Here is a 20298-nt window from a genome sequence, read left to right as displayed (position 1 = left end):
GGTTCCCTTTTAAGTCAGAGTAGACTCAACCAGCGTGATGAGTTTTCCACGCCGCCGCAAAGTAGTTCCTGCCCGCACCGAGGGAGAATTGGATGCGATGCAAGCGGCCGGCGAGATTGTCGGTCGTGCATTGCTAGCCTGCCGAGACGCCGCTAAGCCAGGGGTCACCACGGCAGATCTCAATGAGATTGCGCACCAGGTCATTATCGATGCTGGCGCAACGCCGTCCTTCCTTGGCTATGAAGGCTTCCCGGCATCTGTCTGCGCATCAGTGAACGAAGTGATTGTCCACGGCATTCCGTCTTCGTCTACGGTTCTCGCCGATGGTGATTTAGTCTCAATTGACTGTGGCGCAATCCTGGATGGCTGGCACGGCGATTCGGCACTTACTTTCGGCGTCGGAAAGCTGAGTGACGATGTCGAAAAACTGAACATTGCGACATCAGAGGTCCTCGCCGAAGGTATTAAGGCCATGGTGCCGGGCGCTCGCCTCACCGATATTTCGTATGCGCTTGAAATGGCCACCCGTGAGGCTGAACTGCGCCACGATATTGAACTCGGCATCGTCGATGGGTACGGCGGGCACGGTATTGGGCGTGAGATGCACATGGACCCCTTCCTTCCCAACGAAGGCAAAGCTGGAAAGGGTCCCCGCATCGTCGAAGGCTCCGTATTGGCCATTGAACCGATGCTCATTCTCGGCGGCGAGTGGGGGAGTGATGAGCTTGACGACGGCTGGACGGTCGTCAGCGCCGATAGAATGCCGGCCTCCCATTGGGAGCACACAGTTGCCGCCACAGCGGACGGCCCCCGTATTTTGACTCCTCGAAATGAATAACTAGTGCGGGAGGGGCTACGCGAAAGGTCAGAATGTCGCCATAAAGGCTGCGATGAATTCTGAACGCGGAGAGAGAGTCCGCCTGCCATCGCTTGCAGGCGGTCCCATAGTGGTCGTATTTGGTAAAAACGCAGGTCGCGTGTAAAGTTGGGCGATGGTGTGGGCGCAGTGTCGCTGCAGTGATGATTATCCCTGCACGGAACTGCTAAAACACCAGGCAGAGTAGAGATTTCCCAACTGGTGCCGGGATTGTCCCGGGTATCCGCCAGAGAGACGTGGAGGACATGGCTAAAAAGGAAGGCGCAATTGAGGTTGAGGGTCGCGTCGTCGAACCCTTGCCGAACGCGATGTTCCGAGTGGAGCTGGACAACGGGCACAAGGTGCTCGCCCATATCAGTGGCAAGATGCGCCAGCACTACATCCGTATTCTCCCGGAAGACCGAGTCGTAGTGGAGCTTTCTCCGTACGATCTCGAGCGTGGGCGAATCGTCTACCGCTACAAGTAAATCGACCTGACCACTGTTGGTAGTGGTTATGGGCTTATTTACTAACTAGACAGAAACTCCACCGTCCTAGCTGCTTCTGGTGACGGCCGCGTGATGTTGAGACCGGGTGTCTCAGCAGATTAGCGCGGCGGTTCTTTATGAAAGCTTTTCCACAGAAGTAAGCGAGAATACCTCCGGCAACGGTGGCTGGAGCCTTTCTATAACACTTGCGCGACTCGGCGTCCGACCGAGTAAGCCGGGTCTGGGAAGGATGGCAGTGGAGTAAACCACCGCATCAACCGGAAGGAAATTGCCGTATGGCACGCCTTGCTGGAGTTGACCTGCCACGCAACAAGCGTATGGAGGTCGCTCTTACCTACATCTATGGCATCGGCCCCGCCCGTGCCAATGAGCTGCTGGAGAAGACCGGCATCTCTCCGGATCTGCGCACCGACGCTCTCACCGATGAGCAGGTTGCTGCGCTGCGTGACGTGATTGAAGCTACCTGGAAGGTCGAGGGTGACCTCCGCCGCCAGGTTCAGGCTGATATCCGCCGCAAGATTGAGATTGGTTCCTACCAGGGTCTGCGCCACCGTCGTGGCCTGCCAGTCCGTGGTCAGCGCACCAAGACCAACGCTCGTACGCGTAAGGGTCCGAAGAAGACGATCGCCGGAAAGAAGAAGTAAAACATGGCAGCTCCGAAGTCCGCACGCGGCCGTCGTACCGGCCGTCGCGTTGTAAAGAAGAACGTGGCTCAGGGCCACGCATACATCAAGTCCACCTTCAACAACACCATCGTGTCCATCACGGACCCGAAGGGCGCTGTTATCTCGTGGGCCTCCTCTGGTCACGTCGGTTTCAAGGGCTCTCGTAAGTCCACTCCGTTCGCTGCTCAGATGGCCGCCGAGAACGCTGCTCGTAAGGCCATGGAGCACGGTATGAAGAAGGTTGACGTTTTCGTTAAGGGTCCGGGTTCGGGCCGCGAAACCGCCATCCGTTCCCTCCAGGCCGCTGGCCTTGAGGTGTCCTCGATCTCGGATGTGACCCCTCAGCCGCACAACGGCTGCCGTCCGCCGAAGCGTCGTCGCGTCTAGGAATAGGGTAAGGAGAGAACAGAAATGGCCCGTTATACCGGTCCCGCAACCCGTAAGTCCCGTCGTCTCCGCGTCGACCTCGTCGGTGGCGACATGAACTTTGAGCGTCGTCCCTACCCTCCGGGGCAGGCTGGCCGCGCTCGTATCAAGGAGTCGGAGTACCTGCTCCAGCTCCAGGAGAAGCAGAAGGCACGTTTCACCTACGGCGTGATGGAGAAGCAGTTCCGTCGCTACTACGCTGAGGCTCACCGTCGTCCGGGCAAGACTGGCGATAACCTCGTCGTCCTGCTGGAGTCGCGTCTCGACAACGTTGTCTACCGCGCTGGTCTGGCTCGTACCCGTCGCCAGGCTCGTCAGCTGGTTTCCCACGGCCACTTCACCGTTAACGGTAAGAAGATCAACGTGCCGTCCTTCCAGGTAAGCCAGTACGACATCATCGACGTGCGCCCGAAGTCGCAGAAGATGATTTGGTTCGAAGAGGCACAGGAGAACCTGGTCGACGCTGTCGTCCCGGCATGGCTTCAGGTTGTTCCTGAGTCCCTGCGCATCCTCGTGCACCAGACCCCGGAACGCGCACAGATCGACATTCCGCTTCAGGAACAGCTGATCGTCGAGTTCTACTCGAAGTAATAACCAACTTCGCTTGCATCCATTCATTCCCTATGGCGTCATATAGCGGTCGCCACCTGGAGGATTTTCGAAAATGCTCATTTCCCAGCGCCCAACGCTGACTGAGGACTACATTGATTCCTCTCGCTCCCGGTTCGTTATCGAGCCGCTGGAGCCGGGTTTCGGTTACACCCTCGGTAACTCCCTTCGTCGTACGTTGCTGTCGTCCATTCCGGGCGCTGCAGTCACCAGCATCCGCATTGACGGTGTGCTGCACGAGTTCACCACTATCCCGGGCGTGAAGGAAGATGTCTCCGATATCATCCTGAACATCAAGGGTCTGGTGCTCTCGAGCGAGTTCGATGAGCCGGCTACCGTTTACCTGCGTCGCGAAGGTGCAGGCGCGGTGACCGCTGCAGACATTGAGTGCCCAGCAGGTGTGGAGATTCATAACCCGGACCACCACATCGCTACTCTCAATGATTCCGGTCGCTTGGATATTGAGATGATCGTTGAGCGTGGTCGTGGCTACGTGCCGGCGACCCCGAACTCCGGTGGCGAAATCGGCCGCATTCCGATGGACCAGATTTACTCGCCAGTTCTGAAGGTCAGCTACAAGGTGGAGGCTACTCGTGTTGAGCAGCGCACCGACTTTGACAAGCTGATCATCGATGTCGAGACCAAGAACTCGATCACCGCCCGCGACGCGATGGCGTCGGCAGGCAAGACTCTGGTTGAGCTGTTCGGTCTGGCACGTGAGCTGAACGAGGCTGCTGAGGGCATCGAGATTGGCCCGAGCCCGCGCGAGGCTGAGGATGTCGCTGCGTACCAGACTCCGATTGAGGATCTGGACTTCTCTATGCGCTCCTACAACTGCCTCAAGCGTGAGGAGATCCACACTGTCGGTGAGCTCGCTGCTCGTACCGAGTCGGATCTGCTGGATATCCGCAACTTCGGTGACAAGTCCATCAATGAGGTCAAGGAGAAGCTCGCTGAGCTTGGCCTCGCTCTGAAGGATTCCCCGAACAACTTCGACCCGGCTGCTGTCGCTGATTTGGACGCTGCCTCGGGCGATGACGCTGACTGGACTGATGGCGCAAGCGCTGGCTACGACGAGTAGTTCACCGACGCGACTTCATTAAAACGAGGAGATACCTATGCCTACCCCTAAGCAGGGTTCCCGTCTCGGCGGCTCCGCTTCGCACCAGAAGAAGATTCTGGCCAACCTCGCGAAGCAGCTCATCGAGCACGGCAAGATTAAGACCACCGACACCAAGGCCAAGCTGCTGCGTCCGTACGTTGAGAAGCTGATCACCAAGGCAAAGCGCGGCACTCTCGCAGATCGCCGCAACGTTGCAAAGCTGCTTAACGACAACTACGCAGTTAAGAAGCTGTTCGACGAGATTGGTCCGCAGTTCGCTGATCGCGACGGCGGCTACACCCGCATCATCAAGCTGGGTAACCGCAAGGGCGACAATGCCCCGATCTCTCTGATTGCTCTGGTTGAGGAAGAGACCGCAACTGCTGAGGCAACTCGCGCAACTCGCGCTGCTGCTTCCAAGCAGGCTGAAGAGGCAAAGGCCGAAGAGGCTGAGGCTACTGAGGCTGAGGCTGCAGAGGAGGAGTAATTCCCCTCGCTGACGGCTTCTGACCGTCACAGCTTTGAACCCCCGTTGAGCAGTTCATATCTGAACGCTCTTCCGGGGGTTCTTTGTGCTTGACGACGGTGCATAGCGCCCGACTCCAGTTCTGCCTCCGGTTACACCGACGGATTACGCACCAACATTGAGAGCAATACGGAGACCCTGCGGTGGAAACTGCTGATTATCTAATCCGGGGTCCCGGCTACAATCTGTTAACCGTGACATCACTTACTCCAACGACTCCGGATACCCCGTGCGATTCTCCCGATCGAGCCGCTATGGGGAGCACCGACTCCGACCTGGTTCGGTTGCGTTTTGACATTGCCTATGACGGGACCGATTTCCATGGTTGGGCTGCTCAGCGCGATAAGCCTACTGGAGAACCGGTGCGGACTGTGCAGGCGACGTTGGAATCCACTTTGGAGAAGGTGTTGCGCACTCCCGTGCAACTGACTGTGGCCGGTCGTACAGATGCCGGTGTTCATGCCTCCGGGCAGGTGGCTCACGCAGATGTTCCTGTCTCCTGTTTAGACACACGTTCTATCGCAGGGGACCCGAGTAATTTGGTTCGTCGTGTAGCGCGACTATTGCCCGCGGACGTGACGCTTCGGGGCACCTCGTTTGCGCCCCCGGGTTTCGATGCCCGCTTTTCCGCGTTACGTCGGCACTATGTCTATCGCGTCACTAGTTGCGTCAGTGGCCCGCTTCCTACCCGTGCTCGCGATACGGCCCACTGGCGGCGGTCAGTGGACATCAACCGCATGCAGGTGGCGGCTGATGCCCTACTGGGGCTCAATGACTTTGCCGCTTTTTGTCGACACAAGCCACATGCGACGACCACTAGAGATCTACAGCGGTTCCAGTGGTTCGACGTATCTACGCGGGAAGAACCAGAGCTGTACGAGGCCCATGTGACTGCCGACGCGTTCTGCTGGTCTATGGTGCGCTCACTGGTTGGGGCCTGCCTTAGTGTCGGTGAGGGGCGACGTGCGGTTGGATTCACTGAACAGTTGTTGAGTGAAGGGAAGCGTTCCCCGTTGGTCCCGGTGGCAGAGGCGCGTGGGCTCAGCCTGGTAGGTGTTGATTACCCCGGCGATGCTGATTTGGCGGCCAGGGCGGAGCAGACCCGCGAGCGTCGTGATGCCCGGACAGATGGGGACGAGGCTTAAATGTACAAGCTCTCGGTAATATTCCCTGAAGAAAGTGACCGTAGGAGGAGTGTTCGGTAGTGGTGTGGGCAATTGTTAGCTTGGTTGCGCTGCTCGTAATCCCCGGCGCTGTTGTAGTGAGAGCCAGCGGCGTTCGTACTCCGTGGGCGCTGGCCCTCGGTCCTGCGGTGACGTTTGGTATCGCAGGTACCGCAGGGTGGGCGCTCGGCGCTATCGAAGTGCGCTTCACCTTGGTCAGTGCGTCTATCTGCTGGGCCGTGACACTACTTCTCGCGCTTTGCTGGAGTGGCGGCAGCGCTTTGATTCGGCGGCGGCGCGGTAGTGTCGATCGCTCAGTGTCGGCCGAGACGCAGCCGCCCGCCGCAAGTCGATGGCGCGAGTTGGGCTATGGGCTAATCGCAAGTATCGGAGTCATCATCGCAGCGGCGGTTCTCACGTGGACCGCTATCGGCCGCATCGCTTCAATGTCCGAGGGGATGGCGACCATCCAGCAAGGCTGGGACACACTCTGGCATGCAAGTGTGCTCCGTTCGATTACGGAAGACGGCATGGCCTCGGCCACTAGAATGGGCGAGATTCAGAATGTGGAAACTCAGGCGGTGTCCTACTATCCCGCCGCATGGCATGCGTTCGGTGCGCTTTGGATATTGATTGTCCGTCTACCAATCACCGAGGCGGTCAATTACCTCGGCATTATCATTCCGGCCGTGACCATACCCACGGCGGCTGCGGCGCTGACCTGGCGAATTATTGATCGCCGAAAGCTGTCCACCGCCGTTGCTGCGGGGGTTGCGGCGCTTGTTTCCGCAGCGCTTCCGGTATTGATGCCCGTCGGGGTCTTCGTGGGGGCCTGGCCGTACCAGGTCTCGATTGCGCTAGCGATTACCGTTTTTGCCTTTGTTACGTCGCTCCCACACGCACCTCAGCGCATCTTGAGCGCTGCGCTTTCGATAATCGGTATCGGAGAGCTCCATCCGGCATCGGTGCCTACAGTCGTTATGCTCGGTGCAATTTGGTGGTTGTGCTACCGCCTGCCGCGTCCCGCGCATCCTGAACTGGGTGCGGTTCGCGCCAAGCTTTACGACGTCGCGGTGATTGCAGCCGCCTTTGTGCCAGCAGTGGCAGTACTACTGCCGCAGTGGCTTACGGGAACTTCTCAGACCGAGGATGTGCGCGCGGTTAGCGCTGAAGTAGACGACCTCGATCGTTTCGATGCGTGGTATCGAGGCGCCACAATGCTGACCCGCCACACTGAGGAATTCCGGCCGTTCTGGCCAATCATCATCCTCGGTTTCATCGGGATGGCGTTTTTGGTTTTCGCGGATACTTCGCGCCGACGGGTGTGGGTAGTACCGGCCTGGTTTGTTTCGGTGTTGATGACGACCCACGCGCTCAATCATTTTGGTGGCGTGCCGGGCGATATTCTCGCGCTGTATACGGATCTTCACTATTCGACGCCTCACCGGTTGGTGATGGTCACCGCGTACCTGTATTCCGCGCTTGCGGGTATCGCCGTTGCGTGGGGCTGCGCGTGGGCGGCTCGAATTAGTGAGTCAAAAGTGCCATCGACGGGGCGAGTTCTGGGGTTGAGCTTAGCGACGGTGAGCTCTGCTGTACTTGTGGTCTATGGAGTGGCGTCTAATGCTAGCGCTGCGGATTTCGCCTACAAGAGCCCTAGGGAATGGCAAATCATTTCCAAGGCTGACTTAAAGGCATTTGATTGGTTGGCCGAGCAGCCGGAGGCACATAAGTACCGCACGTTTACCAATCCGCCGGAGGGGTCCAGCTGGATGTACGCTCGCAATGACTTGCCGGTAGTGTTCCCGCACTATGATTGGCCAGTGGCGAATAAGTGGACTGCTACCTCAATGCTGTATTGGCACGCTGATTACCTCGGTTTTCCAGACCCCGATCGGCCGGATGGGGTGAACGATGTCGATCGCTCAGCCCGAAAGCTGAACGTGGGATTCATCTATTTGTCACCCCCGGGTATTTGGGATTCCAAGGAGGATTTAGAGTTTCCTGGTGAAGGGCTCTGGGTAGCTCCAGGGGTAACCCCTGTTTATCGAGATAGGGAAGTAACTATCTTCGCCTTCAATGACGTGATTACGCCAGAACGCATCGACGAGATGCGAGCTAGTTCTCCGGAAGTAATTCCTCCCTCGGCTACTAGGGGATGGAGCGATGGTCGGGTAGGTTAGGACACCATGCGGATGAATAAATTTATGGCAACGATCGCAGCCGGTGTGATGATGACTTTCGCGCTGGCCGGATGTGGAGACGACGAGCCGGCTAAGCCGGAAGTCTCGAATCGCTCCGTCAGTTCTTCCGCAAAGACTAAATCCTCGACTCCGCCGAAGCCGACTGAAGAGTCGACGACACCGACAAAATCAGAGACGCCGACGGAAACTCCTGCAATCACCCAGGTCAATGATGCGGATTACACCCCGGCGGACGGCCCAAATACTCGACTCTTTCAGTTGGAGGATGGCACGACACGCTGCTTCCTCAACGATCTGAGCGGTGACGCCTACTTGGCCTGCCAGGTGAATCTTGCCAATCCTCCGATGGTCGATGACGGCACGGGAAACAAGGTTCCCGCCAATGCTGTGTCCTGGAACCCGGGGGGAGTTACTTACGAGGTCCTTACGTTCCCGCCGGCGGGTGAGATGAAGACGCTGCCAGCGAATTCTCAGTTGAGCGCATTCGGTTACAACTGCGCGGCCTATGGCCCGTCTACTCTGGAGTGCTCGGGACCAGCGGGCGCTGCCACTATCGACAATGGCAATGTCACTGGTGCACAGATGCCGAAGGAGGATGTGCCTCCTGCAGCAGGCGGTCAGCCGGGTGGCCAAGAAAATGGCGCTCCGAATGACCCGGCGCAGCAGGGGGAGCCTGACGGCTCCCAGGCGCCGGGCGGTCTGCCAGATTTGGGTGCGTTGATTCCGGGACTAAACCGCTAGTTGCCCGCATAGCTAGTGGCTGCAATTCATCGGTAGTGCGGGCGGTAGATAGCGTCCAGGTGAATTCGCCCATCGCCAGTCGAGGGCACGAAGCTGGCATTTCCGCTGCTGCTGCCGTGGGCGAACCTGTACGACTGACCTCGATGATTCTCGCGATTCCAGTACACAGGTCGGGCTCATACTCTTCGACAACAACCACATCGACGGTGTCGTCTCCAGCTCGAGCGAGAAGTACTGCGCCCAGATCAAGAGCCACAGTATAGAAATGTGGACGGGACGTGCGAATCCCGACTCGATAGCCGAGCGAGAGCATTCCGATGAGCAGCTCACAAATGTCCTGATTGCCGCAGTCGACCTCCAATCGGGGGACGTTCGCGGGACACATTGTGATGGTTTGTCCACTGCTCCCGGCTCCTATGACCTGCGCCGGACCATTAGTGATAGCGATGTCACGTTGTCGGCTTAACCACAGGTGCGGTTTGCGTCCCAACGCCGCCACATGATGAGAGCGTCCAGTGCGGCGCAGCTGCACGACCTCCGCAGAGCTCTCAGTCAGAGCACATTCCGGTGCCGTCAATCGCCGTGCGCGAATACCAAGGGTTCCCAGCCGGTGGATGAGGAAGCGTAGGGCTTGGTCAGCGGAGGCTTCCACCGGAAGAGTTGCCACCAGATGTGTCCAGGGTTCAGGGGCTGTGCCGGAGCGCTCGGCTGCTCGGAAGTAGCGGTGCGCATGCTCTCCGCGGACTTCCGGCGCAATGTGATAAAAGCACAGCGCATCCAGGGTCACTGGGCTGTCGTCGGCAAGCGAGACGATATCCGCAGCGCTTAGCTGGCTTCGCAGGCCTGGTGTGAGACGTAGTCCGATGAGTTGTCCTGGTTCGGTGCGTCGCAGGCGGTCACGAAGGCTGCGGCCGCGCACAGGGACATGCGCGCCTGCAGTGATGGTTATTGCTGTAATGAGTAGCCACAATGACAATGGCATGTGAAAATCCCCCCAATATGTTCCCCACTAAAATTCCCCTGGTCGCACAGTAGCGCGGCCTGGCTTACTCTGCAGGGTAGAGATTATTTGGGGGAATAGTTTTGGGGGAAACTCATGCCACGTACGCCGACTACGCCTAGCCAGGTCAGCGGTCATCGATTCTTGATTCGTCGGATTGAGCACGCGCTTGTGCGTGCGGATTCGCGAATGCTGCACGATCCTCTGCGCACGCGTACGCGAGCACTGTTTATCGGCTGTGCGCTGGTGGTTTTACTGGCCGCCGGCACTGCGGTGCTGTCGTTGGTGCGGCCGCAGGGCGGTTCGAGCTCCAATGAGCAGCTGATTGTCGTATCGGGGTCGGAGGGCCTGCATGTACGTGTCAATGGTCGATTGCATCCAGTCGCGAATCTCGCATCGGCGCGGTTAATTTTGGGCAATCCTGCTGAGCCGAAGCGGGTGCGCAGTAGCGAGTTGGACAAAGAGGACATCAGTTTTGCTGTCGGGATTGAGGGCGCACCAGCAGTTCCGGCCGCGCCGGCAGGCTCTGGTGCCTCGGGAGCTGCCAAGAGGGGCAGTGCAGGTGCGCCGGAGTTGGCACTGTCTTTATGCGAGCGGACGGTGCAAGACCTCGGGCAGCCGTGGATTGTTGCAGAGTCGCTTGCGCGTCTTGAAGAAGTCCGTGCGGAACCGCAGCAGCTTACCCGAACCCACTCGGACAGTGCCGTCGTTGCCGATGGCCAAAACCTCTGGCTGATTACGCAGGGCTACCGCTCGCGGCTGGATGTCAACCACCCGGAGCACGCCGCTGTTTCTCGAGCGCTGGGGTTGGAACGCGCCGCAGTCCGGCCTGTCAGCCCTGCGTTGCTCAGAACGATTCCGGAGGTTCCGATTCTGGCCGCGCCAGCAATCCCGAACCGCGGCGCACCCACGCACTTCGCCGCTCCATTCGACACAGTCGGCAATGTGGTTGAGGTCGGGCAGCGGCGCGTTATCGTGCTTGACGACGGTGCCGCGATTCTCTCCCCGGTGCTAGGAGAGCTATTAGCTGCGCATAGCCCAGTTCTGCAGGCCAGTGAGGGGCAGCTGGCGGCAGTTCCCGTTGCGAATGCGCCAGCAGTCCCGGGGCTACCTGAAAAGCCGCTGACGTTTGCCGATGCTGATGGCTGGTTGTGTGCCGGCCGGATAGCAGGACGGCCGCAAGCTCTCGTGCAGTGGTCGCAGCATGCTCCGGAGGGGCGGCACGTGGATTACCCGCATGCCGACGGTTCGGGTGCGGCCGTCGACGGTTTCGTGGATGGTCGCAGCCGTGAGCGCAGCTCGATTGCAGTAAGCGTAAATGGGGCCGTACACGTCATTTCTCCAGAGGGGATGCGCTTTGCTGTGCACGATCGCACGACGTTGGCCGCCCTCGGGTTTAATGCATCAACCAATGCCGATAGCGGTGGCACGCGACCAGTGGACTGGGAAGTGGTGGCCGCGTTGCGCGGAGGCCCTGAGCTGAGTAAGCAGGCGGCGCTAGGGCCGCTGTCCGGGACGCGAGAGCAGCCAGGCACCTAGGCCCAGTGCGCATATCAGGAGCAGTCCAGTCGCCCGGAGCGGTGCATTGCGCTCCTGCGAAGAAAGCAGATCCGGCGGAGCCGGTGCGGCAGCGGGGTTGGCTGCGTGCTGCGCAGCGGTGTCCACAGTGGTCCAAATCAGAGCGTCATAAGGTGCAACGATGCCGCGACCAAGGCCGAGCCCGGAACTAATTGGGCTCGCGGAACTAAGGATGATGTCGCGAACCTGTGCTGGGGAAAGCTCTGGGTTTCGTGCCAGCAGCAGGGCAGCTGTGCCCGACACGGTTGGCGTGGCAAAGCTGGTGCCGGCAATCTGTTGAGCTCGGGTGTTCTCCCCAGACCCGAACACGTGGCGGTCTATGAGACCGGTGGGGGTGCGCGGATCGGGACCGAGTACGGGGCCGCCGGGAGCGGAGACATTGACCCATTGTCCCGTGATTGCATACTCCGCGGGTTGTGCTTGGCCGGCATCGTCGAACTGTACTGCTGATACTGCGATTACCTCCGGCAGAACTGCGGGCCACGCTACGGATCCGTCCTGACAGCTATCGCCCTTATTGCCTGCCGCTGCGACCACTACTGCGCCTGAGACTTCCGCGCGTGCGACGCTCTCGGCAACATCTGTTGCACCTTGGGGCATTACGCCTGCCGGGGCACACGATGTGAGCGAGATATTGATGACCCGCGCGCCCTCCGCGACGGCCCTGTCGATAGCTTGTGCCAGCGACTCCAAATTGCCTTCGCCATCGGCTGTTTGTCTTATCGACAACACGTGCGCGTCGGGCGCCAGTCCGGCGAAACCATCGGCACCGGGCCGGCCTGCAATAATGCCGGCTACTAGAGTTCCGTGACCGTCGCAGTCTACGAACCCGCTGTTGCCGTCGACAAAATCGCCACCGTCGAGAACCTCGCCCAGGCGCTCATTGGGTGAGACCCCGGTATCGATTACCGCCACCGTAATCCCCGCACCCGTCGTCAGTTGCCATGCTTGGCGAAACCGAAGAGCTTTTTCGATCACCGTCGGTTCATGCAGTGCGCTTTCCGACGACAGCATCGTGGCCACGCAGTCCTGGCTGTTCTGGGCAGCCGCTATTGGTGCGATGCCCGACGGTGCTACTGCGGTGGCCGCCGTCAACGTCGAGATAAGCACTGTGGAAAGTGCGGCCGTGGCGGTGAGACGAGTTTTTATGGCATTCATGAAAAGTGGGTTTTTCACTGGAAGAACCCACTTACGAACTCAGGGAATTCGGCAATGATGGCCGCAATGGGCAAAATAACGGCGATACTGCAGGCCTCGGTTAGCTCAGCTATGCGGCGCGTTGTAGGTGAGATGCGTGACGCGGGAAATGCGGCTAAGGCGGTGGCTGCAAGCATGGGGACGACCAGGCCAGCGGCGACTGGCCAATTGCCCTCGAACCACTGTTGAAAGGCGACGGCCACAATGACGGCAAGACCAGCTAAAGCAGTACAGGTGGAAGCTACTTTCCGGGCTTGGCCACGGGAGTGAATTGCACAAAAGACTATGACAGCAGCAGCCATGCCTAGAGGCCACCACTTGTTCGCATAGGCTCCGGAGAAAAGTACCACCAGGGTGAAGATGCTGAGACTTCCGGTGCCACTGCAGAGGATGCCATCGAGAATCCACCCCGCTCGCTTAGGTGCGTTGTGGGATATTTCGGGAGTTTCGCTGTCATCGAAGCTCTCGCCGGCGGCAGGGACTTTGGGTACGCGAATACCGGCAGCCTTGATAGCGATGGAAGGTGCCAGCAGTATCAGGATGACTGCACTAGCAGCGGTGAGCGCTCCTGATTGAACCGAGTTGTGGAAAAGTGCGACAGCCGCAGCGTAAATACCGAAGGTAACTGCAGCACTGAGACTCGTCGCGCCCAGGGTAACGGTGATGCGGTTGTCGCCGTCGCCGGTGTTGGAAATGAGAAAAATCAAACCGATGACGGCAAGCGCGACACTAATCGCAGCAGTCGGCGGCCAGTCGGTGAGTATGCGGTGTAGGTCGAGGCCAACGAAGCAGAGCCCCGAAGAGGTGCCCAGAATGAGCACTTGCAGCTCCAGGGACATGACAATCGCCGGTTTTGCGCTACGCAACAGAGCCAGGCGCAGTCCACCGGCTACTGCCAGCAGCGCGATGAAGCTGATTGCCGCGGCCAGTGTGGAATCGGTACTGCTCAAGCTCAATGAGGCAGCTGCGATTGAAGCTGTGGCCACGAGGGCTGCGGTACAGCCAACAACCAAATCAGCCGTCCCGATACCGTCGGTATAGGTGGTGTCGGTAATGGCATCGGCGGCATCGAAGAGTCGAGGTTTGGGTACAGGTCCTGGATCGTTGATAACCACGAGACGCTCACCTGGTGAAATACCGGCTTCGTTCAGAGTGTAGTCGGCAAGCAAAATCGTGCCGGTGGCGGTTCGTAGCTGCCACTGCGCCAGCGGGAAGTCCGCAATGTCGATATCGAAAATTTGCAGGATATCCGGTACAAGTGCGGCGATTGCGACGTTGGTCGGTAACGCAAGGTCTGCGTGTGCTCGGTTGGTGTCTTCGGGCATGTGTGCGGCATCAATGCGCACGCGAATGAGTTCCCCCAGCATGTATTTCCCCCATGAATTCTGCATGCTTTAGTCCCTCTAGAGTGTCGTACAACTCGCTAGAGCGCTACTCGGAGTAGTAACTGCGCGTGCCCCCGCTATCAGTTTCGGTCATGCGCTGCGAGAATCCGGAGTGTGATTTAAGCTATGCGTACACCGATTGGTCGGGGGATTGGCCGTCGAGTGAACACAAGGGGCGACACATAGCGGGGGGATTTTTGTGACTAGTGCACAGGCGGAGATTTCGGCTACCCGAAAAGCGGGGCCGCAGCCTATGACAGGCACAATCGCGCCGGATGCGCCTCCAGAAGCGCCGGAGCCACAGCCGGTGCCGCTGATGCGTGCACTCATGCCGTTAATCATGGTCGTGGCGGTGGTCGGCATGGTGGTGTTGATGTTTGTCTCTGGGATGGGACGTAACCCGATGTCGTTTATGTTTCCGCTGATGATGGTGTTTTCCACTGTGGGCATGATGGTGTCGGGCGGGGCGGGAAATAAGGACATGGCACCGGCGCGGAAGGACTATCAGAGGCATTTGTCCAGTATTCGCCGCGCGGTGGCGAAAGCAGCGAGGATGCAGCGTGAATCGGCGCAGTTTATCCACCCTCGGCCTGGAACTCTGTGGCAGCTGGGGGCGATGGGGCGGGCGTGCGAGCGTCGAAAGGGGGACTCGGATTTCTTGCAGCTGCGCATCGGGGTGGCAACGCAGCAGCCCGCAACGCCTGTAACACCACCGGCAATTCCGGCGCCCGAGAAACTGGATCCGGTTTCCGCCGTAGCACTGCGGGAAGTTATTCGATCGGCTCGTCAGGTTGAGGGAGTGCCCTTTGCCATAGATGTGTCGGCCTTTGAGATTATCGCGCTCACTGGAGATACCGCGGCGCAGGGGCTGGCTCGAGCGATGGTCGCCCAAGCTGCTGCGCTGCATCATCCGGAGGATTGCCTGATTGCAGTTGTGGGAGATGAGTGGGAATGGCTGAAATGGACGCCACACCACGGACACCCCGCAGTTACTGATGCCTGTGGCCCAGCGCGGTTGCGGGCGGCGACGTGTGTGCAGCTGACTGAGCTGCTCACGGCTATCGACACACTGCCAGCTGCTGTGCTGATTGTGCTGACGGATTCGAACGGACAGCTAGATGTCACTGAACTGACACCGATTTTTGACGCGGCGGGGTCGGAGACCTCGGTAGTTTTGCTGACCGTCGTGGAAGCGCAGTCAACGTTGTGGGAGGCAGCGGTTCACCATGGCATCGCGCTGGTTGTTTCCACTACTGCTGTGCATGCGGAAACCGCGTCCGGACGGGAGGAGATTGGCGTACCTGATCAGCTGAGTCCAGCAGAAGCGGAGGTGCTTGGGCGGAGCTTGGCGCGTTTTGAAGTGCCAACAAGCGCAGATGATTCTGTTAAGACCTCGGAAGACCCGGTCATGGAGGAGCTCGGGCTGTACCCGCCTCCGACAACTCTGCGCTACCGACCGCGCTACGGCAGTGCTCGTCTGCGCATTCCTGTTGGAGCTGATGACGGTGATGCTCCGGTCTATCTGGATTTTAAGGAGAGTGCTGAGGGCGGCATGGGGCCACACGGTCTGTGCGTTGGTGCCACAGGGTCGGGTAAGTCGGAATTCCTCCGAACGACCGTGGTAGGGCTCGCAGCTACGCACAGCCCGGATCAGTTGAACTTTGTGCTGGTGGACTTCAAAGGCGGGGCGACGTTTCTGGGACTGGATCAATTGCCTCATGTCTCGGCGGTGATTACCAACTTGGAGCAGGAGCTTATCCTGGTCAACCGCATGGAAGACGCACTGCGCGGTGAGATGACGCGGCGCCAAGAGCAGCTGCGCGCTGCAGGGAATTTCGCCGGTGTCAGCGATTATGAGCAAGCCCGGCGCGCTGGGCAGATAGATGCGCCACCCATGCCCGCGTTGCTGATTGTGGTGGATGAGTTTTCAGAGCTGCTCTCCGCACGCCCGGAGTTTGCTGAGCTCTTCGTTGCGATTGGTCGGTTGGGGCGCAGTTTGCACATGCATTTGCTGCTGGCCAGTCAGCGTCTGGAGGAAGGCCGCTTGCGCGGGCTGGAAAGCCATCTTTCCTATCGCATTGGGTTGAAGACCTTTTCCGTCGCGGAGTCCCGCAGCGTGCTAGGTGTTCCGGACGCCTATCATCTGCCGGCCATCCCGGGCATTGGGTATATCAAATCTGCTGCCGCCGAACCGGTGCGGTTTCGGTCGGCGTATGTTTCCGGCCCGGTGGTCCGTCCGCAGCCTATTGACGGTGCGACGGCTGGGGCAGAGCAGAGGCTGCAGGGGCAGGTCGCAGCTGTCACTGAATTTACCGCTGAAAATTGGACGCGGGAGGCTTTCGGTGCGTCGTTAAGCGATGGTGGAATGGTGGACCCGCCTGCGCAGACATCGGAGCAGACGGTGCTCGGTGCCGTGGTGGCAGCGGTGTCGCACGTATCGACACGTGCGCATCGGGTGTGGCTGCCACCATTGCCGGAGGCCATCGAGCTTCAGCCCGACGAGCAGCTGCCGCGACAGCGATTGACCGGTGTGATTGGGCTGGTGGACAAGCCGCTGTTTCAGCGTCAGGACCCACTGCGTATTGACCTGCGCACGACCGGTGGGCACGTGGCAATCGTCGGAGCGCCGCGGTCAGGAAAGACCACTGCCGCACGCACAGCGATCCTCGCGCTAGCCGACGGTATCAGCGCTCGTGACCTGCATTTTTATATCGTCGATTGTGGTGCGGGCGGCCTGAGCGACCTGGCTGAGTTGCCGCATGTCGCGTCGGTTGCACACCGCGGAGACGAGGAGCTTATTCGCCGTACGATTGGTTTCTTGCGTCGTGAGGTAAGTCGTCGGGAACAGCTCTTTCGCACTAATGGATGGCTCTCTCCGGAAGCAGCACGGGCGGCGGGTCAGCCGGATTCGGTGTTGGTCATTGACGGCTGGGGTGCGTTCAAAACGGAGTTTCCGGCGCTGAGCGACGATGTGCAGGCGCTGGTTGCAGATGGATTGGCGGTGGGAATTCATGTCCTGCTCACGGCCTATCGCTGGACGGACATGAGACCTGCCGTTCGCGACCTGATTGGTACGCGGATTGAGCTGCGGCAGGCGGAGTCGATGGATTCAATGATTGACCGTAAGGCAGCAGAGCTGGTGCCGGAGAGCCCAGGACGCGGAGTCGCGCCGGGCGGGTTTGCGATGCTGGTAGCTCTCACCGGCGCTGCAGACACTAAGCGGATTGCAGAGACAGCGCCGCACGGTGAGCAGGCACCAAAGCTCCAGTTGTTGCCACGGCGGATTGATATTGCGCGTTTGCCGCGACCAGCGGCCGCTGCGAGAGGTGCGATTGCAGTGGGGCTCGAAGAAGCCGGTCTGGGCGCGGTGATATTCCACCCAGATAAGGATCGTCACCTACTGATATTCGGTTCGGCAGGCAGTGGCAGAACCGCCGCGTTGAGGGGCATCGTTCACCAGTTGCGGTACTCGCAGTCGGACTCGAAATTCGTCGTAATTGACTACCGCCGTGGGCTAATGGAGGCCGTGCCCCAAGAGCGGCTGGCCGGCTATGCGGGCTCGGCTGCGGTGGCGACACCCATGCTGGCAGAGCTGGCAGAGGTACTGAAGGCCCGTCTCCCGCAACCGGATATCACCCCAGCGCAGTTGAAGGCCCGAAATTGGTGGAGTGGTCCAACCATCAATGTCATCGTGGACGACTATGACCTCGTGGCCGGCTCGCGGGGTAACCCCTTGCAGCCGCTGGCAGAAGTCATCGCTCACGCCGCCGACATTGGGCTCAATATCTTTTTTGCCCGTCGAATCAGCGGGGCGTTGCGATCCCTCCACGACCCGGTCATGGGTGCGGTTAAGGACCAGGGTGCCAGCGTCTTTGTTATGGACGGCACACGCGACGACGGCCCCATCCTCGGCGTAAAGCCTTGCGAGCAGCCGCCGGGCCGTGGCTATTGGGTGGCGCACGGCCAGAGTCCGCAGATTGTGCAGTTGGGTTGGTTGGATACCGCTGGTGACCAGGAGGACAGTTGATGATTCGGGTCGAATCTTCCTCCACCACCCAGACCCCGACGCTGCGCCACGGCACCTGGCACCTGTGGGGACTCGCGGCACCTGCAGACACCGCAGAACCGGCGGTGCATGGCCCTAGACCGCTTCTCGAGAGCATGCAAACAGTCATTGTGCCCAGCTATTGGGGTGCTGTGCGACAGTGCCGGTTGGCCTCCGCGCTATTGGCTGCTGAACTCAATCCGTACATCCTGACGCTTGCCGACGCCGTTGTGGAACTCGATGAGGCAACTGTGTCTCATAGCGTGTTGGTGGAAGTAGAGGAAACGCGTGTCTGTGTCACTCGTCTGAGCGGGGGCCACATTGCCAGTCGGATGACACATTTGGTCGGAGCGAACGACAGCGCACCATTGGTGGAAACAGTCATTGCGCTGGCTTATCAGCTGACCATGTATCCGGATGCGCCCCAGGGGATACCCGATGATGTGGAAGTTAGTGGTGGGCGCGGTATCACTGAGTATCCGCCCCGCTGGCAGGAGGATATTGAGTTCATCGTCGGCGAAGTTCCACCCGGGCTAGCGAACTCGCGGCGAGCTCTACTAGTCGATCGTCTGCGCGACCGTGGATTTTTAGTCTTCGACTGCCCAGCATCGCGGCTCGGGGAGTGCGTAAATCCGGCCTGGTTGAAAAACATCGGCGACGCTGAAGCCGGTGAAGTGGAGCCGTCGGAGGATTTCGCGGGGCGGCGTCCTGCAGCCAGGGCAGAAGTCAGCTCAGCGTCGAATCAAAGCACAGTTGTGTCAGTAGCTGCCGTTGGTTTGTTGACGGTGGTGGTTCTGATTGTTGGGATTGCTGCATGGCTCTTTAGTGGCGGCATAGTTAGGGAGAACGAAGGGAGACAGAAGCAGCGTGAGACATCGCACGCACAGGCTCCTCCTGTAACTACGCCTCCTGTAACGACGCCTCCATCCACATCGAAACCAGTTCCCGATTCTGCTCCAATAGTCAAACTGACCAATGCGGGCGTGGAAGCTCGGTTTCCCGGCGGGTGGGAGCTTGACTCGGCAAGTCCGTTAGACCGTCTGATTGCGGTGGATGGCGGAGATATGCGCGTCTTGGTGCTCGCTAGCCCGCTTTCGCAGTTCATGGCGCTTGAACATCTAGCCGCCGCTTTGAGCAGCTCCGTTGCCGGGGATGAGACAAAGTCCGCGCCGGAACGCAGACAAGTACTGGGCACCGATGTCGTAGTCGTAGAGGAGCGGCTGCCGTCAGGTAATTCGATAGTGCTCTGGCATCACAAAGTGATGTACGGAACTCAAGTCAGTGTGGGGTGCCAGTTCAGAGGAAGGACTATTGCGCCGGTACGGCCCGTATGCGACCAGGCAGTAGTAAGCGCTCGGCCGGTGCCGTAACACGCAAGGGGCGTAGAGAAAGTGACTGGGGGATGGGCGGGGGTAGGCAGGGGTAAAGGTTGGAAAACCAAAATGGAACCGAATCGGGGTTTTTCGCGCCAAACAATATGACGGGTTTTTAACGCGGGAAGCTGGCTGGCTCGCGCGGGGAGGTAAAAATGCCGTCGTTAATCAGTCACTCAACACGAATAAGGGGGAAACAGTGGCAAACCTATTTGCAGCCGAATCAGATCAAATGACCACTACCGCGGGGGACGTCGATGGCGTCAACTCGGAAGTACAGGGCGAGCTGGGGCGCATTCGAGGCGTCGTGGACGGTCTGGCGGGGGAATGGAAGGGCCAGGCTAAAGACAGCTTCGATGATCTGATGCTTCGTTGGGATGACGCAGCTATGCGTCTATCCAATGCGCTGACGGATATCGCGGATAACATCCGCGCAAATTCCAGCAGCTTCGATGCGGGCGAGGACGAGGGGGCGTCGTCGTTCAAGCAGGTGGCAGCAGCGGGTGCGTCGTTGCTGAACCTCTAAACGTTTTATCGAATCGCACAACCACAACACTGAATCACACAACACACATCACCTTTTGGGGAAAGGGTTCTTAATGCAACCAATTAGGTACAGTTTTGGCGGCATCGACGGTGCTGCCGATGACATTCGGTCCACTTCTGGCACCATCAACGGGCTGCTCGGAGATTTGAAGAAGCGCATCGCGCCGATGGTCTCTACGTGGGAGGGTGACTCTTCGGATTCTTACCAGGAGGCTCAGCGTGAATGGGACACAGCAGCGGAGGAGCTCAATATGATTCTCACGACTATCGCGGATACGGTCAGCGCAGGTAGCCAGCGAATGGCGGATATTAACCGCCGCGCGGCAGCTAGCTGGGGATAGCTTGGTTCCTGATTGAGGCACTTTTGATTGAG

At 59.3% G+C, this 20298-nt stretch carries 17 protein-coding genes; 14 read left to right on the top strand and 3 right to left on the bottom strand.

The annotated features are described in order from the left end of the window. Positions 1 to 37 precede the first annotated feature (37 nt). From map to CRD13_RS04565, 9 genes are all read left to right on the top strand, one after another. Complete coding sequence (map, locus tag CRD13_RS04605; protein WP_070429842.1) at positions 38 to 838, top strand: type I methionyl aminopeptidase; 801 nt, start codon at positions 38 to 40, stop codon at positions 836 to 838. A gap of 284 nt (positions 839 to 1122) precedes the next feature. Continuing rightward, positions 1123 to 1344, top strand: a complete 222-nt coding sequence (gene infA, locus CRD13_RS04600; RefSeq protein WP_016422077.1) for a translation initiation factor IF-1 — start codon at positions 1123 to 1125, stop codon at positions 1342 to 1344. 296 nt (positions 1345 to 1640) lie between these two features. After that, positions 1641 to 2009, top strand: coding sequence for a 30S ribosomal protein S13 (rpsM, locus tag CRD13_RS04595; RefSeq protein WP_005509836.1), 369 nt, complete (start codon positions 1641 to 1643; stop codon positions 2007 to 2009). A gap of 3 nt (positions 2010 to 2012) precedes the next feature. After that, positions 2013 to 2417 carry a 30S ribosomal protein S11 gene (rpsK, locus tag CRD13_RS04590; protein WP_016422078.1) on the top strand — a complete coding sequence of 135 codons (405 nt, stop codon included), beginning with the start codon at positions 2013 to 2015 and terminating at the stop codon, positions 2415 to 2417. A 24-nt stretch (positions 2418 to 2441) separates the two neighbouring features. Then, positions 2442 to 3047, top strand: a complete 606-nt coding sequence (gene rpsD, locus CRD13_RS04585; RefSeq protein ID WP_005509964.1) for a 30S ribosomal protein S4 — start codon at positions 2442 to 2444, stop codon at positions 3045 to 3047. 73 nt (positions 3048 to 3120) lie between these two features. Then, the gene (locus CRD13_RS04580) at positions 3121 to 4146 is read left to right on the top strand and encodes a DNA-directed RNA polymerase subunit alpha (protein ID WP_016422079.1); all 1026 of its coding nucleotides are present in this window, start codon (positions 3121 to 3123) and stop codon (positions 4144 to 4146) included. A gap of 37 nt (positions 4147 to 4183) precedes the next feature. Continuing rightward, positions 4184 to 4654 (top strand): 50S ribosomal protein L17, encoded by a 471-nt coding sequence (gene rplQ / locus CRD13_RS04575; protein ID WP_016422080.1) that lies wholly within the window; start codon positions 4184 to 4186, stop codon positions 4652 to 4654. A gap of 293 nt (positions 4655 to 4947) precedes the next feature. Beyond that, positions 4948 to 5838, top strand: coding sequence for a tRNA pseudouridine(38-40) synthase TruA (locus CRD13_RS04570; protein ID WP_042388414.1), 891 nt, complete (start codon positions 4948 to 4950; stop codon positions 5836 to 5838). Between the two features lie 59 nt (positions 5839 to 5897). Next, a complete protein-coding gene (locus CRD13_RS04565) occupies positions 5898 to 8039 on the top strand; it encodes a DUF6541 family protein (protein ID WP_016422082.1) in 2142 nt (713 codons plus the stop codon). A gap of 589 nt (positions 8040 to 8628) precedes the next feature. Here the strand turns inward: CRD13_RS04565 and CRD13_RS04560 are convergent. Next, entirely contained in the window at positions 8629 to 9783 is a 1155-nt protein-coding gene (locus tag CRD13_RS04560; RefSeq protein WP_016422084.1) for a hypothetical protein, read from the bottom strand. A gap of 114 nt (positions 9784 to 9897) precedes the next feature. On the opposite strand from CRD13_RS04560, the gene eccB reads away from it, so the two are divergent. After that, entirely contained in the window at positions 9898 to 11340 is a 1443-nt protein-coding gene (eccB, locus tag CRD13_RS04555; protein WP_070545647.1) for a type VII secretion protein EccB, read from the top strand. On the opposite strand, the gene mycP is transcribed toward eccB, so the two are convergent. Beyond that, positions 11299 to 12537 carry a type VII secretion-associated serine protease mycosin gene (mycP, locus tag CRD13_RS04550; RefSeq protein WP_222865580.1) on the bottom strand — a complete coding sequence of 413 codons (1239 nt, stop codon included), beginning with the start codon at positions 12535 to 12537 and terminating at the stop codon, positions 11299 to 11301. The genes eccB and mycP overlap by 42 nt on opposite strands. A 14-nt stretch (positions 12538 to 12551) precedes the next feature. Beyond that, on the bottom strand, positions 12552 to 13967 hold the full coding sequence (gene eccD, locus CRD13_RS04545; RefSeq protein WP_255467785.1) for a type VII secretion integral membrane protein EccD: 1416 nt from the start codon (positions 13965 to 13967) through the stop codon (positions 12552 to 12554). A gap of 193 nt (positions 13968 to 14160) precedes the next feature. Between eccD and eccCa the strand changes: the two genes are divergently transcribed. The 4 genes from eccCa (at position 14161) to CRD13_RS04525 (ending at position 20266) form a co-directional block, all read left to right on the top strand. Continuing rightward, positions 14161 to 17988 carry a type VII secretion protein EccCa gene (gene eccCa, locus CRD13_RS04540; protein WP_187401343.1) on the top strand — a complete coding sequence of 1276 codons (3828 nt, stop codon included), beginning with the start codon at positions 14161 to 14163 and terminating at the stop codon, positions 17986 to 17988. Then, positions 17988 to 19376 carry a type VII secretion-associated protein gene (locus tag CRD13_RS04535; protein ID WP_187401342.1) on the top strand — a complete coding sequence of 463 codons (1389 nt, stop codon included), beginning with the start codon at positions 17988 to 17990 and terminating at the stop codon, positions 19374 to 19376. The genes eccCa and CRD13_RS04535 overlap by 1 nt, the downstream gene beginning before the upstream one ends. Before the next feature lie 202 nt (positions 19377 to 19578). Further along, positions 19579 to 19905: a WXG100 family type VII secretion target gene (locus tag CRD13_RS04530; protein WP_005510029.1), complete on the top strand. Its 327-nt coding sequence runs from the start codon at positions 19579 to 19581 to the stop codon at positions 19903 to 19905. A 73-nt stretch (positions 19906 to 19978) separates the two neighbouring features. Beyond that, entirely contained in the window at positions 19979 to 20266 is a 288-nt protein-coding gene (locus CRD13_RS04525) for a WXG100 family type VII secretion target (RefSeq protein WP_016422090.1), read from the top strand. Positions 20267 to 20298: the final 32 nt, after the last annotated feature.

The sequence above is a fragment of the Corynebacterium sp. LK26 genome (genome assembly GCF_014335085.1).
Lineage (GTDB): Bacteria > Actinomycetota > Actinomycetes > Mycobacteriales > Mycobacteriaceae > Corynebacterium > Corynebacterium jeikeium_D.
Note: the sequence above shows the minus strand (reverse complement) of the source record. Positions and strands in the feature narration are given on the sequence as shown.

What these genes read in the sequence shown, in the direction of transcription:
- map (WP_070429842.1), top strand. Translation starts at nt 38, where the DNA reads ATGAGTTTTCCACGCCGCCGCAAAGTAGTTCCTGCCCGCACCGAGGGA.
- infA (WP_016422077.1), top strand. Translation starts at nt 1,123, where the DNA reads ATGGCTAAAAAGGAAGGCGCAATTGAGGTTGAGGGTCGCGTCGTCGAA.
- rpsM (WP_005509836.1), top strand. Translation starts at nt 1,641, where the DNA reads ATGGCACGCCTTGCTGGAGTTGACCTGCCACGCAACAAGCGTATGGAG.
- rpsK (WP_016422078.1), top strand. Translation starts at nt 2,013, where the DNA reads ATGGCAGCTCCGAAGTCCGCACGCGGCCGTCGTACCGGCCGTCGCGTT.
- rpsD (WP_005509964.1), top strand. Translation starts at nt 2,442, where the DNA reads ATGGCCCGTTATACCGGTCCCGCAACCCGTAAGTCCCGTCGTCTCCGC.
- CRD13_RS04580 (WP_016422079.1), top strand. Translation starts at nt 3,121, where the DNA reads ATGCTCATTTCCCAGCGCCCAACGCTGACTGAGGACTACATTGATTCC.
- rplQ (WP_016422080.1), top strand. Translation starts at nt 4,184, where the DNA reads ATGCCTACCCCTAAGCAGGGTTCCCGTCTCGGCGGCTCCGCTTCGCAC.
- CRD13_RS04570 (WP_042388414.1), top strand. Translation starts at nt 4,948, where the DNA reads ATGGGGAGCACCGACTCCGACCTGGTTCGGTTGCGTTTTGACATTGCC.
- CRD13_RS04560 (WP_016422084.1), bottom strand. Translation starts at nt 9,783, where the DNA reads ATGCCATTGTCATTGTGGCTACTCATTACAGCAATAACCATCACTGCA.
- eccB (WP_070545647.1), top strand. Translation starts at nt 9,898, where the DNA reads ATGCCACGTACGCCGACTACGCCTAGCCAGGTCAGCGGTCATCGATTC.
- mycP (WP_222865580.1), bottom strand. Translation starts at nt 12,537, where the DNA reads ATGAATGCCATAAAAACTCGTCTCACCGCCACGGCCGCACTTTCCACA.
- eccD (WP_255467785.1), bottom strand. Translation starts at nt 13,967, where the DNA reads ATGCAGAATTCATGGGGGAAATACATGCTGGGGGAACTCATTCGCGTG.
- CRD13_RS04535 (WP_187401342.1), top strand. Translation starts at nt 17,988, where the DNA reads ATGATTCGGGTCGAATCTTCCTCCACCACCCAGACCCCGACGCTGCGC.
- CRD13_RS04525 (WP_016422090.1), top strand. Translation starts at nt 19,979, where the DNA reads ATGCAACCAATTAGGTACAGTTTTGGCGGCATCGACGGTGCTGCCGAT.